Origin of the sequence: Plantactinospora sp. WMMB334 (assembly GCF_049179095.1) — a bacterium.
Classification (GTDB): Bacteria; Actinomycetota; Actinomycetes; order Mycobacteriales; family Micromonosporaceae; genus Plantactinospora.
In genome coordinates this window covers 3205271-3221983 of the sequence record NZ_JBMHME010000002.1, presented here as the reverse complement: position 1 = coordinate 3221983, position 16713 = coordinate 3205271, and the positions used below count along the sequence as shown (strand labels likewise).

At 71.0% G+C, this 16713-nt stretch carries 9 protein-coding genes; all 9 read left to right on the top strand.

Annotated features, from left to right (window positions below; genetic code table 11):
* The first annotated feature begins 48 nt into the window (after nucleotides 1-48).
* Entirely contained in the window at nucleotides 49-4995 is a 4947-nt protein-coding gene (locus ACN27G_RS13845) for an amino acid adenylation domain-containing protein (RefSeq protein ID WP_421493219.1), read from the top strand.
* Nucleotides 4992-8789: a non-ribosomal peptide synthetase gene (locus tag ACN27G_RS13840; RefSeq protein WP_421493218.1), complete on the top strand. Its 3798-nt coding sequence runs from the start codon at nucleotides 4992-4994 to the stop codon at nucleotides 8787-8789. Before ACN27G_RS13845 ends, ACN27G_RS13840 begins: the two co-directional genes overlap by 4 nt.
* 150 nt (nucleotides 8790-8939) lie before the next feature.
* A complete protein-coding gene (locus ACN27G_RS13835) occupies nucleotides 8940-9866 on the top strand; it encodes a phytanoyl-CoA dioxygenase family protein (RefSeq protein WP_421493217.1) in 927 nt (308 codons plus the stop codon).
* Nucleotides 9856-10137 carry a hypothetical protein gene (locus ACN27G_RS13830; protein ID WP_421493216.1) on the top strand — a complete coding sequence of 94 codons (282 nt, stop codon included), beginning with the start codon at nucleotides 9856-9858 and terminating at the stop codon, nucleotides 10135-10137. Before ACN27G_RS13835 ends, ACN27G_RS13830 begins: the two co-directional genes overlap by 11 nt.
* 56 nt (nucleotides 10138-10193) lie before the next feature.
* Nucleotides 10194-11126 (top strand): hypothetical protein, encoded by a 933-nt coding sequence (locus ACN27G_RS13825; protein WP_421493215.1) that lies wholly within the window; start codon nucleotides 10194-10196, stop codon nucleotides 11124-11126.
* Nucleotides 11123-13519 carry a non-ribosomal peptide synthetase gene (locus ACN27G_RS13820; RefSeq protein ID WP_421493214.1) on the top strand — a complete coding sequence of 799 codons (2397 nt, stop codon included), beginning with the start codon at nucleotides 11123-11125 and terminating at the stop codon, nucleotides 13517-13519. The genes ACN27G_RS13825 and ACN27G_RS13820 overlap by 4 nt, the downstream gene beginning before the upstream one ends.
* The gene (locus tag ACN27G_RS13815; protein WP_421493213.1) at nucleotides 13479-14885 is read left to right on the top strand and encodes an FAD-binding oxidoreductase; all 1407 of its coding nucleotides are present in this window, start codon (nucleotides 13479-13481) and stop codon (nucleotides 14883-14885) included. Before ACN27G_RS13820 ends, ACN27G_RS13815 begins: the two co-directional genes overlap by 41 nt.
* Nucleotides 14861-15772 (top strand): LLM class flavin-dependent oxidoreductase, encoded by a 912-nt coding sequence (locus ACN27G_RS13810; RefSeq protein ID WP_421493212.1) that lies wholly within the window; start codon nucleotides 14861-14863, stop codon nucleotides 15770-15772. Before ACN27G_RS13815 ends, ACN27G_RS13810 begins: the two co-directional genes overlap by 25 nt.
* Before the next feature lie 89 nt (nucleotides 15773-15861).
* A complete protein-coding gene (locus ACN27G_RS13805) occupies nucleotides 15862-16710 on the top strand; it encodes an aspartyl/asparaginyl beta-hydroxylase domain-containing protein (protein ID WP_421493211.1) in 849 nt (282 codons plus the stop codon).
* Nucleotides 16711-16713 lie beyond the last annotated feature (3 nt).

The following is a 16713-nucleotide window of genomic DNA, read 5'->3' as shown; positions in this document are numbered from 1 at the left end:
CATTCCCGACACATATGCGGAGGTAGGCGATCGATGTCCGATCTTTGCGTGCACCACTTGATCGAGGCTCAGGCGGTGCGTACGCCCGACGCGGCGGCGGTCGTCACCGGCACCGGCGTGCTGAGCTTCCGCCAGCTCGACGATCGGGCCGACGCGCTGGCCGGGCGACTCGCCGCGCGCGGCGTACGGCCCGAGGTCCGCGTCGGGGTGGCCGTCGAGCAGTCCGACCGCTGGCTGGTGACGCTGCTGGCCGTGTGGAAGGCCGGCGGCGTCTACGTCCCGCTCGACGCCGCGCTGCCCGCCAGGCTGGTGGCCGGGATGCTGGCCGACGCCGAGGTGCGGTTCGTGCTGCGCGGCGGGCCGGAGCGGCAATTCGACGGCTCCGGATTCTCCGTGATCGACCTGGACGACCTGGCCGGCGGGGTCCCGGCCAGCCGCCCGACGCCGGCGATGTGGCCCGACAATCTCGCGTACTGCATCTTCACCTCCGGCTCCACCGGCCGGCCCAAGCCCGTCGGGGTCTCGCATGCCAGCCTCGTCGGGCACGCCACGGCGATCCGGGCGGAGCTGGACCTCCGGCCGACCGACCGGTTCATGCAGTTCACCTCGATGCATGTCGACGCCTCGCTGGAGGAGGTGCTGCCGGCGTGGCTGGCCGGCGCGGCGGTCGTCCTGCCGGACACCCCCCGTCCCACCAGCGTCGAGCTGACCGAACTGATGACGGCCCGCGAGGCGACGATGGTGAGCCTGCCCAGCAACTACTGGCACCAGTGGGTCGACGACCTGGCCGCCGGGATCGTGTCACTACCCGAGCGCCTGCGTCTGGCGTTCATCGGCGGTGACAAGTTGCGGATGGACAAGCTCGCGGCCTGGCTGAATGTCGTCGGTCCGCGGCCGGTGGACTTCGTCGCCGACTACGGGCCCACCGAGACCACGATCAGCTGTACGACCTACCACCCGGACCCGGCCAACCTGCCCGACGTCGGACTCGTCCCGATCGGACGTCCACTGCCGGAAACGGCCGTGCGGCTGCTCGACGAGACGTTGGCGCCGGTGGCCGACGGCGAACCGGGGGACGTGTGGATCGCCGGCTCCGGGCTGGCCCGCGGCTACCTGGGTGCGCCGGACAGGACCGCCGACCGGTTCCGGCCGGACCCGTTCGGGCCGCCCGGCGCGCGGATGTACCACACCGGGGACCGGGCCAGCCTGCTGCCGGACGGAAATCTCCAGTTCCTCGGCCGATCCGACCGCCAGGTCAAGATCCGGGGGTTCAGGGTCGAGCCCGGCCAGGTGGAGAACGCGGTGCGGGCCTGCTCCGGCGTGCGAGACGCTGTCGTGGTCGCCGCCGAGGACCCGGTCTCCGGCGCCCGCCTGATCGCGTACGTCGAAGGGGAGCACACCCCGGCGGCGGACGTCGCGCTCAGTGCCGAACTGGCCGACCGACTGCCCGCCGTCATGGTCCCGCAGGCCGTCGTCTGGCTGGACCGGATCCCGCGGTCCGCGCTCAATGGAAAGGTGCTGCCCGCAGAGCTGCCGCCGCCACCGGCACCGCCCGTCGCCGACCACGCCGCCGAACCGACATCGTCCACTGTGGAAGAAACCGTCGCGCGGCTCGTCGCCGACGTGCTCGGCCGGCCGGCCGGCGCCGACGAGGACTTCTTCGCGGCCGGCGGCGACTCCCTGCGCGGGCTGCAACTGCTGAGCCGGGTCGCCCAGGTCACCGGGGTGGCACTGACGTTCAACCAGCTGCGCGCCGCGCCGACCGTCACCGGCCTCGCCGACCTGGTCACGGCGGGCACCCACCGGCGTGACGACGCCGCCGGAGTCGTCCCGGCCGGCGAGCACGGCGAATGGCGTCCGGCCTCGCGGGGCCAGGCCGCGCTCTGGTATCTGGACCAACTGCACCACGGCGCCGCGTCATACGCGGTACCCCTCGGGTACTGGATCACGGGTCCGCTCGACCTCGAGCGGATGGACGCGGCACTCACCGCACTGGTCGAGCGGCACGAGACGCTGCGGACCACCCTCGCCGAACGCGACGGCGAGGTCTGGTCCCGGCTCCGGCCGCCGGCACCGGTCCGCACCGAGGTCACCACCGTCGCCGACCGCGCCGCCGCCACCCGCCGTGCCGAGGTCGACGCGGCCCGCCCCTTCGACCTCTGCGAAGGCCCTCTGCTGCACTCGTCCTGCTACCGGGTGGGTGACCAGGAGCATCTGTGGCTGCTCGACGTGCACCACAGCGCCTTCGACGCCTGGTCGCTCGGGGTGTTCTGGCGGGAGTTCGCCGCGCTTTACCAGGGCCGCCGGCTACCGGCGCCGACCGTGCGGTACGCCGACCACGTGGCCTGGCAGGAGCGCTGGCTGGGCTCGCCGGAGGCGGCCGAGCAGCGCCGGTACTGGGCCGAACGGCTCGACGGCCAGGCGCCGGTGGCCGAACCTGGCCGGCCGACCGGGGCGCACGGCCACGCCGGCTTCTCGCTGCCGCTCACATTCGCCGGTGTCGGCGTGGCTGAGGTGGAACGGGTCGCCCGCGCCTGCGGCTCGACGCCCTTCGGTGTGCTGCTCGCCGGCTTTCTCGGCACCCTGCACCGGATGAGCGGTGGTGTCGACGACGTGGTCGTCGGCGTGCCGGTTGCCGGTCGGGCCCGCCCGGGGACCGAGGACCTGGTCGGCTACCTGGTCAACACCGTCCCGCTGCGGATGCGGTTCACCCCCGGGATGCGCTTCCGGGAACTGGTCGAGCGGACCGACGCCGCGCTGGCCGAGGCGCTGTCCCGGCAGGACCTGCCGTTCACCGAGATGGTCGGCAACCTCTCCCGGGGCGGGGACGCCGCCCAGAACCCGGTCTTCCAGACCATGTTCGTGCTGCAGTCCACCCCCGTCGACGGCGGCGGCGAGATCGACGGCCTGCGAATCACCGAGCAGCTTGTCCACTCCGGTACCGCCAAGGTCGCGCTCACCTGCACGCTGCGGCTGGACGGCGGGACGATCGCCGGCGAGGTCGAGTACGCCACCCGCCGCTTCGACCGCACCTCCGCCCAGCACTGGCAGGACGCCCTGACCACACTCCTGCGGTCCACGCTTGCCGACCCGTCGGCCCGGCTGGCCGAGCTGCCGCTGCTCCCGGCCGACGCGGCCGACGCCCAACTGGCCGCGATCGACGCCGGCCACGAGGACCGTCGCGCCGCCGGCACGCTGCTGCACGACGGCTACCACGCGGCACTGGCCCGTGATCCGGCCGCGGTCGCCGTGCGGGCCGGGAGCACCGCCGTCAGCTACGCCGAGCTGGACGCCCGGGCCGAGGCGGTGGCGGCCGCGCTCGCGGCTGCCGGCGTCGGGCCGGAGTCCCTGGTCGGCGTCTGCGTCCCACGCTCGGTGGAGTCGGTCGCGGCGCTGCTCGGGGTGCTCCGGGCCGGTGCCGGCTTCGTGCCGCTGGACGTCGGCTACCCGGCCGAGCGCCTGCGCTGGATCGCCGACGACTGCGCGATGGCCGCGGTGATCAGCGCCGGGCCGCCGCCGGCCGGGCTGGAGGGCCTGCCGGTCGTCGATCCCGCGGCGCCGCCCGGCCCGGCGGACCACGGCGGCGTCCCGATCCACCCGCGGAACACGGCCTTCGTCTACTACACGTCCGGGTCCACCGGCCGCCCCAAGGGCGTGGTCATCGATCACGGCTGCGCGGCGTCCAGAGTGGAGTGGATCGCCAGGCGGTACGCGCTCCGCCCCGGCCAGCAGGTGGTGCACAAGACACCACTGATCTTCGACGTCGCGATCTGGGAGATCTTCGCGACGCTCGCCGCCGGTGCCACGGTGCGGCTGGCCGAGGCGAAGTCGGAGACGGACGTGCCGTACCTGGCCGAGCTGCTCGCCGAGCCGGGCACGGTACTGGCCCACTTCGTACCGTCCATGCTGGACACGTATCTGGCCACCGTGCCACCCACCGGGTACCCGGACCTGGGCTGCGTGCAGACCTCCGGTGAGGCGGTGCCCGCAGTGCTGCTGGAGCGGTTCGCCACCCACTTCGGCGTCGACCTGCACAATGCCTACGGCCAGACCGAGACCTCCGAGGTCGCGCTCTGGACCGGGCGGTCCTGGCCGACCGGCGGCGGTGTGCCGATGGGACGGGCGGTCAACGGCTACCGGCTGTACGTGCTGGACGAGGCGCTGCGGCCGGTGCCCCCGGGTGTGGTCGGCGAACTGTACGTCGCCGGCGTGGACGGCCTGGCCCGCGGCTACCTGGGCCAGCCGGAGCTGACGGCGCAACGGTTCCTGCCACATCCTCGTCCGGTGGTACCGGGGGAGCGGCTGTACCGCACCGGCGACCTCGCCAGCCGCGACGGGGACGGCCTGCTGCACTACGCCGGCCGGGCGGACGGCCAGGCCAAGGTCCGGGGCGTACGGGTGGAGCCCGGCGAGATCGAGGCCGTGGTGGGCAGCCACCCGGCGGTCGAGCGGACGGTCGTGGCGATCCGGGAGGACCAGCCCGGCGTCAAGGAGATCGTGGCCTACCTGGTCGGCCCGGACGCGGACATCTCCGAGGTGGCCGGGTACGCCGCCGGGTACCTGTCCCAGTACCTGCTGCCGGGGGTGTACGTGAAGCTCGACGCCCTGCCCCTGACGCCCTCCGGCAAGGTGGACCGGCAGGCGCTGCCCGCTCCGACCCCCCGGGACCGGGAGGCCCGCAGCGGTGTCTCGGAGGTCACCTCACTGATCGAGGCGGAGATCGCCGAGGTGTGGCGCGAGCTGCTGCAGGTCAAGCAGATCGGTCGCGACCGGAACTTCTTCGCCGCTGGCGGCACCTCGCTCTCGGCCGTGCAGATGCTGCACCGGATCAAGACCCGGTTCGGGGTCTCGATCACCGTCCGGCAGTTCTTCGACGCGCCAACGATCGCCGGCGTCGCCGCGTACCTGGAGAAGTCGCTGCTCGCCGAGCTGGCTGTGCTGTCCGACGACGACGTCGCCGATCGGCTCGGCGACCCGGGAGGGGTGACCCGATGACCACGCTGGACGGGGACAAGCAGCGACTGCTCATGAGGTTGCTGCGCGAGCGGGCCACCGCGGTCGAAGCCCAGCGCATCGCCCCGGTGCCGCCGGGTACCGCCGTGCCGCTCAACCCGCCGCAGGCGCGGATCTGGTTCTCCTGCCGGCGCTATCCGGACAGCACGGAGTACAGCATCCCGGACGTGCGGATCATGGAGCAGGCGCTGGACTTCGCGACGTTGCGCGCCGCCACTGCGCAGCTGATGGCCCGGCACGACAGCCTGCGGGTGCGGATGTTCGAGCGCGACGGTGTGCCGATGCAGCAGGACTGCGGTCCGATCGAGCCACCGGTGACCTGGCACGACCTGCGGCACCTTCCGGCGGACGAGGCGGCGGCACGGGCCACCGAGATCAGCAACCGGGCCGTCCAGCGACCGTTCCCGCTCGACGAGCCGTGCTTCTTCCAGATCATCGGATTCGCGTTGCCCGGCGACCGCATCATGCTGACGACCAACTTCCACCACCTGGTCGCCGACGGGCTGTCCCGGCTGCGCGTCGTCCAGGAGCTGGACACGCTGCTGGCGGGCCGGCCGCTCGATCCGCCCCCGCCGGTCGGCTTCCTCGACTACGTGGCCTGGGAACGCGAGCACACCGACGAGGCGGCGATCCAGCGCGACCTGTCCTACTGGACCGACAAGCTGGCCGGTGAGCTACCGGTGCTCGACCTGCCGAGGGATCACCCCCGGCCGGCCGCATCCAGCCGCGGCGGACACACCGTGCCGGTCACCGTCCCCGGCCCCCTGCTGGCGCGGTTGCAGCGGCTGGCGGCGGACGAGGGCGTCACCCTGTTCGTCGTGGTCCTGGCCGCGTACAAGCTGTTTCTGGCCCGGATGTCGGGGCAGCGGGACATTCTCGTCGGCGCGCCGCTGGCCGGCCGGGACCAGGAGGTCGCCGAGTCGATCGTGGGCTGCTTCGTGAGGTCGGTGCCGCTGCGCACCGACCTGTCCGGCGACCCGACGTTCCGCGATGTCGTCCGGCAGGTGCACGACACCCTCCTGGAGGCCCACGACCATCAGGCCGTGCCGTACGACCGGGTGGTGGCCGAGCTGGGACTGCCCCGGCTCTCCGGGGTGCACCAGGTGTTCCAGACCATGGTCAACCTTCAGCAGTCGGGTGCCGGCGCGGGCGGGACGGCCGATCTCGGCGTGGAGCTGGACACGAACTCCGCGATGTGGGATCTGGCCCTGAGCCTGGCCACGGAGGGCGACGGCCTCAGCGGCCTCATCGTGTACTCGGCCGACCTGTTCGAGCGGCGGACCGCGCTCCGGTTCGCGGACGTCCTCGTCGGCCTGGTGGGCGCGGCCGCCGAGCGGCCGGACGCGCGCGCGTTCGAGCTGCCGCTGCTGACGCAGGCCGAACAGCACCGGATCCTGCACGGGCGCGACCGGGACGCGCGGCCGGAGGTCGCCTACCGCACACTGGCGCACCCGTTCGAGGAGCAGGTCCGCCGCGCTCCGGACGCGATCGCGTTGCGTGGTGACCAGGGCCAGGTCAGCTATGCCGAGTTGAACGCCCGGGCCAACCGGCTGGCGTGGACGCTGCGCGAGACCGGAGCCGGGCCGCGCACCGTCGTGGCACTGTACCTTTCCCCGGGGAACGACGAGATCGTCGCGTTGCTCGCCGCGGTCAAGGCCGGCGTCCCGTACGTGTCACTCGACCCGGACGACGACCGGTGCGAGGCGATGCTGGATGACGCCGCGCCGGCGGTGGTGATCACCGACGCGGCGACGGCGGGCCGGGTGCCGGCCGGATCGTGGCAGGTGCTCTCGTTCGCGCGTTCCGGGCGGTGGGCCGGCGCGCCCGCGGACGACCTGCCGGCCGAAGCGGCCGCGGCCGACCTGGTGCACCTGCGCTACCTGGCGGGCGCCGCCGGCCAGGTGGTGGCGGTCGCCTACCCGGTCGAGGGCGCGCTGGCCGAGCTGGAGCAGCTGCGGCGCGACCATCCGCTCGGTCCGGGCGACGTCGTGCTCCTGGAGACGCCCGAGCGCTGCTTCTGGCCGCTGTCCCAGGGCGCGACGGTCGCGATCTGCCCGCCGGCGGTGCGCAGCGACCTGCGGCGTCTGCCGGAGTTCGTCGACGAGCACGGCGTCACGACGCTGTCGGTCGTGCCGTCGATGGCGCCAGACGTGGCCGGCTTCCCGGGCGAGGTCGTCACCGGTTACGGGCTGGCCGAAACCGGCCGGGTCACCGAGAAGGGCCGCCCCGCCGCCGGCCACACCCTGCGGGTCCTGGACGAGGCGCTGTCGCCGGTACCCGTCGGTGTGGCCGGCGAGCTCTACGTCGGCGGGACCGGTCTGGCCCGCGGGTACCACCGGCGGCCGGCGCTGACCGCGGCCGGGTTCGTGGCCGATCCGTTCGGCGCGCCCGGCGCCCGCATGTTCCGCACCGGCGAACTGTGCCGGTACCGCGACGACGGCGTGCTGGAGCACCTCGGGCCGATCGACCGGCAGATCCGGATCCACGGCCTGCGCGTCGATCCGGCCGACATCGAGGCGGCCTTCACCGACCAGGACGGCGTGTGGCGGGCTGTCGTGACCGCGGCGCCGGAGGGTGGCCTCGCCGCCTTCGTGGTGCCGGACGACGATCGGGAGCTGTCCGGCAGGACGCTGCACGACGGTGCCGCGAAGCGGCTGCCCGACTACCTGGTGCCGGCGACCGTCTCGGTGGTGGACGACCTCCCCCGGACCGGTCCTGGCGAGATCGACATGGCCGCGCTGCTCGACCTCCGGGTCCGCGACGCGGACGCCGACGAGGCCGATGACGCGGGCGTACCCGAGACCGCCCTGGAGGCGCGGCTGGCCACGATATTCAGCCGGATCCTGCGCCGGGACTCGGTCCGTGTCACCGAGAGCTTCTTCAACATGGGGGGCCACTCGCTGCTGGTCTTCAAGCTGATCGAGGAGTGCGCGAGCGAGCTCGGGCTGCGACCGACCGTCCAGGACGTGTTCACCGGTCCGACGGTCCGGGCGTTGGCGGCGACGCTGGGCGCGATGCCGGCCTCGCCGGTGGAGGCGGGCCCGTTGGTGAGCCTGGCCGAGAGCCCGGGCGCGCCGCTGGTGGTCCTCGTGCACGCCGCGAGCGGTTCGGTTCTGCCGTTCTACGAGGTGGCCAAGCGGCTGGGGCGGGAGTTCGCGGTGTACGCGCTGCAGTCGCTGCCGGGCGACCCACCGGCGTCGGTAGAACAGATCGCGGCCCGATACGTGGAGGCGGTCGACGCGGTCCGCGGCGTCGCCCCGGTCGTGGTCGCCGGCTGGTCGATGGGCGGCGGCGTGGCGCTGGAGATGGCCCGCCACTGGCTGCGTCGCGGCGACCGGGTCGCCGCGACCCTGCTGCTGGACACCTGGGCACCGCCCTCGTTCATGTCCTCCGCGGAGGACGCCGCCCAGGTCCGTCGTTCGGTCCTGGAGCTTGACGTGCTGCGTCTGGAGGGCGCTGGCGCTGCCGCAACGGCGGTGGCCGACCTGACCGCGACGGTCGAGCGCAACCGGGCGGCGTTCCTGGACTACCGGCCTGAGTACTACCCGGCCGAGGTGGACCTGCTGCGCGCGAGCGACCCGCTGCCTGCCGACGCGCCGCCGTTCCCGGCCGGGTACCTGGACGGCGACCGCGGCTGGTCGGCCTTTGCCGCCGAGGTGGACACCGTGGAGATCAAGGGAAACCACCTGAGCCTGTTCGACGAGGAGCACGCCGACCAGCTGGCCGCGGCGATGAGCACCGCGATCGCCCGGCGGATGCGGTACGAGGAAATCTGAGCTGCGGGGGACCCCGGTTCCTGTGACAGGACCGCGCCGTCTACGCCGCCTACGGTTGGCTCAACTGGCGTCCGAGTGGTCTTCGCCGGCGCGGACCGACCCGAGGCTCTCAGTCCGGCCAGTACAGGCATCATGAGGAAGGAAATCAAGGTGGCTGAAAGCGGTATCAAGACGGCGTCCCAAGGGCTGACGACTGAGCAGGTGGAGTTCTTCAAGGAAAACGGGTTCCTGGGGCCGTTCGACCTCTACACGGAGGAAGAGGCTCCGCTGATCTGGAGCCAGGCCATGATCGAAATGGTTACCTCGGAGAACAAGCCGCACGAGTCAACGATCATCAACTACGACCGCCACCTCGACTGCAACGCGCTGTCCCGGCACATCGCTCAACCGGCGATCGTCCACAAGCTCCGCAGCCTCATGGGCAACGACATCATGTGCTGGAAGACGCACATCTTCGAAAAGGAGCCAGGCGACACGGGGACGGGCTTCCACCAGGTTGAGGCGTTCACCGTGTTCGAGTCGGAGACCGTTTCGTACCCCTCGCTGCGGTACACGGAGGAGTCCAAGGAGGCCACGCAGGAGCTGACCGTCTGGACGGCCTTTTCCGAGGCGGACAAGGCGCACGGATGCCTGCGCTTCCTGCCGGGCACCCACAAGCAGTGGTACTACGACGAGACCAGGCCGATGACCCGCAACGTGGAGAGCAAGTCCCACGACTTCTTCGGCTACGACTACTCCGAGCTCAAGCTCGACAAGGACTGGGACCCGAACTCGCACGAGATCGTCGACATGGAACTCAGGCCCGGCCAGTTCGTCATCTTCCTGGCCAAGTGCATCCACGGCTCGTACCCCAACACCAGCACCAGCAAGCGGGTGGGCATGGCGTCCCGCTACGTCTCGCCGTCCGTGCGGGTCTACGAGCACATCGACCGCCTCTCCGGTTTCGGCGACTCGATCAGCCTCGACAAGCACGGCTGCGTGATGGTGTCCGGCGAGGACGCGTACGGGCACAACCGGATCTACGAGAACAACCTCAACGGCTTTCCCTTCCCGAAGGTCGAGAACAATGGGCACTGACGACTACCGCCACAGGTTCGCCGAGTTTCTCGCGACTCAACCCGTGGGCGCCGGCCTCACGTACGAGCAGGTCGCGGGCGCGACGACGCGGCAGGAGTTGGGCATCAGCTCGCTCAACATGATCACGGTGCTGTTGAACTACATCAAGAAGTACACGAACGGCACCGTCACGCTCCGCCCGGAATGGGTCCCGCGGCTCAACGACGTCGACGGCATCCTCTCCGTGCTTCGCGAGATCGACGAGAGCGCTGTCGAACCCGCTCGGCCCTGACGCTCCATCCTGCGAAGGCCGGCATAGTCCTCGTCCCTCTGCCGATCGAAGGAACCATGATCCCGGATCACGAAAACATCGGCATCGGCTCGTTCGCGTGCGCCTTCGGCGATGTGGAATGCAAGCCGGAGAACATCCCCGACTTCGAGGCCCTGTGGGAGACCGAGTGCTTCGGCACCGACTTCACCGAGATGGGATGTAGGACGTACCGGCGGATGTCTGGCCCGGTGGAGGGCTACGTCGCGGACGCCGTGCGCCAGACGCTGCGCGATGCCGGCGCCACCGCGGCGGACATCGACCATCTGGTGTTCGCCACCAGCGACCCCACGCTCGCCCTGTTGCCGTCGGACTTCGCCAGCCGCGTGCTGCTCGACATGGGAATGGAGCACTGCGTTCCACACGTCGTGTCCTACCAGCGGTGTTGCAGCTCGCTGACCGCCCTGCGGCACGGCGAACGGCTGTTCGTCGATCCGGAGGTGACGCACGTGGTGGTGGTCGCCGTGGATTTCATGCCGGACGACCGCGATCGGGTGCGCTCGTACGCCATCTTCGGTGACGCCGCGGTCAGCTGCCTGCTGACCCGGAACGATCCGGGGCTGCTGCGGCTGGTCTCGTCCGCGGTCAAGGTGGACCCGGACGGGTTGCGCGGCCGCGACTCGTTCATCTCGCGGAAGGAGGTGGCCGACCGGACGCTGTCGGCGGTGCTCCGCGCCGGTGGCCGGCAGCAGGCGCAGATAGTCAAGGTGTTCGCGGCCAACCTGCACAAGCCGCTGATGTTGTTCAACGCGACGTCGGTCGGCCTGCACCCGGACACGCTGCACTTCGCCGACACGCTCGCCACCTACGGGCACTGTGGCAACGCCGACTGGATGATCAACCTGGTCGACTACCACGACCGGTTCGGCATCCGGCCCGGCGAGGTGTACCTGGCGCAGTCGCTGGCACCGGGGTTCTACGCCTGCGGGCTTCTCGAAGGCAGCGCGCGATGACCGGATATCTGTCCGCATCGGACTGCATCGGGCCGGTCACCGTGCCGGACGGCATGATGGGCAGGCTGCACTCCCTGGCCACGGCGGCCGGGGTGGACGACTTCGTCACCCTGTCCGTCTGCGTCGGTGTGCTGGCCCGACGGCTGCCGCGCCCGGGCAGCGGGTGCCGCGTCCGGATCACCCGGGGGGCGCTCGAAGCGATCGTCTCGGCGGGCGCCCCCGATCCGTCCCTGAGCTTCAACGAGGCGCTCCGGCAGGCCCGAGGGGCCGGCGGCACCACCGCGCCGGACGCCGGCGACCCTGCGGTCGCGGTGACGATCCTGATCTCCCGCGCCGGCCGGCACCTGTATGTCGAGGCCATGACGGACTCATCCGACCTCCCGTCCGCGCAGGCGTGGGCGCACGCCTTCCTGCAGCTGTTGGCCGGCGTGGCCAACGACCCCGACCTTCAGATGCGCGAGCATCCCCTGGTCGGCGCCGAGGAACGCGAACGGATCCTGCACGGCCTCAACCCGCAGCGCGACCCGATCTTCCGGTACCGCACCATGGCCGAACCGTTCCAGGAGCAGGTGGAACGGACCCCGGACGCGGTCGCTCTGCAGGACGAGGACGGAAACACCGTCACCTACCGGCAGTTGAACGAGCGCGCGAACCGGTTGGCCCACCACCTGCGCGAGCGGGGCGCCGGTCCCGGCACCCGGCTGGCCATCCTCCTGCAGCGCGGCATCCACCAGGTTGTCGCGTTCTACGCAGCGGTCAAGACCGGCGCCACCTATGTTCCCCTCGACGCCGACCTGCCGGACCAGCGCATCGCCCTGATGCTGGCGGACTCGGCTCCTCGCCACGTGCTGACCGACCCGGCCTGTCGCGGCCGCCTACCGGACGGTCTCTGGCAGATTCACAACGTCCACGCCGAGCGGGTCTGGTCCGACCGTCCCGCGACGGACCCGCTCGACGACGGCGCCACCGCCGAGCCGATCCACATCCTCTACACGTCGGGGACCACCGGCCGCCCCAAGGGCGTGGTCTCCCGCACGCCCGGCACCCTGGCCAACGTCTTCTGGATGCAGCGCGAGTACCCGTTTCACCTCGGCGACACGGCCCTGTACAAGACCTACGCCGGCTTCGACGTGCACATCTGGGAGATCTTCTGGCCCCTCTACCACGGGGCCCGCGTGGTGATCTGCCGCCCCGGCGGCGAGCGCGATCCGCGGCACCTCGCCCGGCTCGTCCGCGGGTACGACGTGTCGATGATCTTCGTGGTGACGACGCTGATGCCGGCCTTCCTGGACGAGATGTCCGGGGGCGGGGCCGACGCGCTGCGGTGGGTGGTGTGCGGCGGCGAGTCGATGAGCCCGCGGATCCCGAAGACCTTCTACGCCGCGCTGCCCGGCAGCCACCTCGTCAACGCCTTCGGGCCGACCGAGGCCGGCCCGGTCACCGACAACGTCATCGCGCCGGACTGGGACGGCTCGTTCGTCCCGGTCGGCCGTCCCGCCGACAATTTCCGGGTGACCGTGCTGGACTCCAACCTCGATCTCGTCCCGGTCGGCACGCCCGGGGAGGCGTACATCAGCGGCGCCGTCGGCTTGGCGGACGGCTACTGGCGGCAGCCGGGCAGGACCGCGGAGCGGTTCGTCGCCGATCCCTACGGGCCGCCGGGATCTCGGATGTACCGCACCGGTGACCTCTGCCGGCTTCGCGAGGACGGCACGCTGGATCACCTGGGCCGGATCGACCGGCAAGTCAAGATCCGTGGACTGCGGATCGAGCCCGGTGAGGTCGAGTCGGTGCTGGCCGCCCACCCCTCCGTCGGCGACTGCGTGGTGATCGCACACGGGCAGCCGCTGCGCCTGCTGGCCTTCGTCACTCCGGCCAGCGGGATCTGCACCGCAGACCTGGACACCGCGGCGATCCTCGACCTCGCCGCCGGGCTGCCCCGCCAGATGCGGCCCGAGCGGGTGGTGCCCGTGGATCGCATCCCGTCGACCGTGAACGGCAAGCTGGACCAGGACCAGCTGATCAAGCTCTGGCAGGACGTGACCGAGCGCGAGCGTACGGGCGTGCCCCCCGCCGACGAGCTGGAAGCGGCCCTGGTCGAGATCTACCGGCGGGTCCTGGGCCGGTCGTCGATCAGCATGCTGGACACGTTTGCGCAGCTCGGCGGCCATTCGCTGCTCACGCTGCGGCTGCGCGACGAGTGCCAGGCGACCCTGCGGGTCGCGCCCGACCTGACCAAGCTGCTGGACGGGACGCTGCGCGACGTGGCCGCGACGATCCGCCGCGAAGGAGCCGGCCCTGCACCGCAGACCAGGATTCCCGTTACCGTAGGACAACAACCGGAGGACCGCTTTGGACACGCGGACGATCGGCGAAACGGAGAAGCTCGCTGACGCGCTGCGCGGCGACCTGATCACCCCGGCGGACCCGCATTACGACCAGGTCCGCGCGGTCTGGAACGCGGACATCGACCGGCGTCCCCCGATGATCGCGCGCTGCGCGGACGCGGCGGACGTGTCGGCGGCCGTCACGTTCGCCGCCGACCGGGGACTGCCCATCGCGGTGCGCGGCGGCGGCCACAGCGTCGCCGGCCAAGGGCTCTGCGACGACGGCCTGGTCGTCGACCTGTCCCGCATGCGCGCGGTCACGGTGGACCCGGGCCGTCGAATGGTGTACGTCCAGGGCGGGGCGTTGTGGCAGGACGTCGACCCGGTCACCCAGGCCCACGGCCTGGCCACGACCGGCGGCATCCACAGCGAGACCGGCGTCGGCGGGCTCACCCTCGGCGGCGGGATCGGTCACCTGATGCGCCGTTGCGGCCTCACCGTGGACAACCTGGTCGAGGCGGAGCTGGTGACCGCCGACGGCCGCCTCGTCACGGTGAACGCGAGCACCGACCCCGAGCTGTTGTGGGGCCTGCGCGGTGGCGGCGGCAACTTCGGAGCCGTCGTACGCTTCGGTCTGCGCCTGCACGAGGTGGGCCCGACCGTCCTGGCCGGGATGCTCGCCTACCCGCTGGACGACGCGCCGTCCGTGCTGGCCAACTACCGCGACCTGATCGTCGATGCCCCGGACCTCCTCGGCACGATCGTCAACCTCCGGCTCTGCCCACCGATCGCGGCCGTCTCCGCGCATCTGCACGGGCTGCCGATCGTGGCCGTCGTCGTGTGCTGGTCGGGCGGCATCGCCCAGGGAGAGTCCTTCCTGCGCCCGCTGCGGGAGTTCGGGCGGCCGGTGCTCGACACGGTGGCGCCGATGCCGTACGTGGACCTGCAGCGGATGTTCAACGCCACGTCGCCGCCCGGCAAGCGCTACTACTGGCGGTCGGTGGACACCGGGCCGCTCACCGACGAGGTCATCGCGACCGTCGTCACGCACGCGTCCCGGATCACCTCGCCGCTCTCCTCCTCGCCGATCTACCACATGGGCGGGGCGGTCGGCCGGGTACCGGCCGAGGACACCGCCTTCGGCTCGCGTGGCGCCAGCCACGACATCAACATCTTCGGCGCGTGGGAGCCCGACCGCACCGATCGGGACCGCCACATCGGCTGGGTCCGGGACTTCAGCGAAGCCATGGCACCCCACGGCGTCGGGCAGTACGTCAACTTCCTCAACGACGAGGGTGCCGACGGTGTGCGTGCGGCGTACGGCCGGCGATGGCGGCGCCTCGTCGCGCTCAAGCGGCGCGTCGACCCGCACAACCTCTTCCGGTACAACTTCAACGTCGATCCGGGGTGGACGGACGAGGGAGACACGTGAGATTCGGCATCCAGATCGTCCCGGAGGACCGGTGGCGGACAGCGCGGGAGAAGTGGCGCCGGGCCGAACAGATGGGGTTCGACCACGCCTGGACCTACGACCACCTGAACTGGCGGTCGTTCCGCGCCAAGGACTGGTTCACCTTCGTCCCGACACTGACGGCCGCGGCGGTGGAGACCGAACGCATCGGGCTGGGCGTTCTGGTCGCCTCGCCCAACCTGCGGCACCCGGTGTACCTGGCCAAGGAGGTCGCCGCACTCGACGACATCAGCGGCGGCCGGCTCATCCTCGGCCTCGGCGCCGGTGCCGGGGGCTTCGACGCCACCATGACCCGCCGGACCGTGTGGAGCCGGCGTGAGCGGACCGAGCGGTTCATAGAGTACGTGCGCCTCACCGACCTGCTCCTGCGCCAGCCGGTCACCACGTTCGACGGCCGCTACTACGTCGCCAGCGAGGTGCACTCGTATCCGCCGTGCCAGCAGCAGCCCCGCGTCCCGTTCGCCATCGCCGCCGCGGGTACCCGCGGCATGCGCCTGGCGGCCGACCACGGCTCGTACTGGGTGACCACGGGCGTGCCCAACTCGCTGGATAGCGCGCCGTACGAACAGGCGCTGCCCGTCGTCCGCCAGCAGGTCGAAGCGCTGGAGAAAGCCTGTGTGGAAGTCGGCCGCGACCCGGCGACGGTGGCCCGGCTGCTGGTCTGCGGCCCGTCCGTGGGCGGTGTCCTCGCGTCGTCGGCGGCCTTCTTCGACGCGGCGGGCCGGTTCGCCGAGGCCGGAATCACGGATTTCGTCGTGCATTGGCCGCGGCCGTCCGAGCCGTATTTGGGAAAGGTGGATATATTGGAGAAGGTGGCCGAGGATCTGGATCGTCACCGAAACCAGTGACTGCGCGACGAAATGAGGGTCGCATACCGTCTCAGGAAGAATGCTGAGGTGACTGAGAGGGACTGCGTGATCCGATGCGAACTCATTATGTGGCGGACACTCCGATCGATGACGCTCGCCTGGCCAAGGACCTGGATCTGGCCAATTCGTTTCCGTGGTCCGAAGCGCACAGCGACTACGTTTCCGGCGGGGCATACAAGAGCTGCATGATCTGGACACTGGGCGGCGACGCCGGTGACGGGGTGGTCACCAAGTACGATCACCGTCAGCCCGGCGCGTTCACGCAGTACGGCAACCAGCTTCCGTACCTGCGCGAGCTGATCAGCACGGTCGTCGATCTGGATCGGCTGAACTTCGTGCGGCTGGCGAAGGTACAGAACAGCGTGATCATCCCGCACCGGGACCTGCTTGAGCTGGGCGACCTGCCGGACGACACCCGCAACGCCCACCGGATGCACATCCCTCTCGTCACCAACGAAGACTGCTTCTTCAGCGAAGGAAACACCGTCTACCGGATGCGCAAGGGTGAGATCTGGTTCCTCGACGCCTCGGTGATCCACTCGGTGGCGGTGCTCTCCGCCGAGGAGCGGATCCACCTGATGCTCGACTTCGTGAACGCGCCGCCGGAGAAACCCCTGATCACGATACCGGGCCGCGGCGTCGAGGCCGGTATCCCACAGGACCGGACGGTGAAACGGCCCCCGCTCACCGATGCCGACCGCGTCGCCCTGCTGCGGCTCGCCGACGTCGCCACGATGGAAACGGTCGACGACATATTCAGTATCGTCATCAAAAAATACTACCGGTACGACGGCGGCGACGATTTCGTCTGGAACACGATGCTTGGTATCGCGCGGGCGGCCACGGACCCGGCCGTCCTCCCGCACATCAAGGAGCTGCACCGTTACTTCACCATCGAACGATCCCCCTACGAATAAGCC

Excerpts from the sequence above, each read along its gene's own strand:
- ACN27G_RS13840 (WP_421493218.1), top strand. The coding sequence starts at position 4,992 with ATGACCACGCTGGACGGGGACAAGCAGCGACTGCTCATGAGGTTGCTG.
- ACN27G_RS13830 (WP_421493216.1), top strand. The coding sequence starts at position 9,856 with ATGGGCACTGACGACTACCGCCACAGGTTCGCCGAGTTTCTCGCGACT.
- ACN27G_RS13825 (WP_421493215.1), top strand. The coding sequence starts at position 10,194 with ATGATCCCGGATCACGAAAACATCGGCATCGGCTCGTTCGCGTGCGCC.
- ACN27G_RS13820 (WP_421493214.1), top strand. The coding sequence starts at position 11,123 with ATGACCGGATATCTGTCCGCATCGGACTGCATCGGGCCGGTCACCGTG.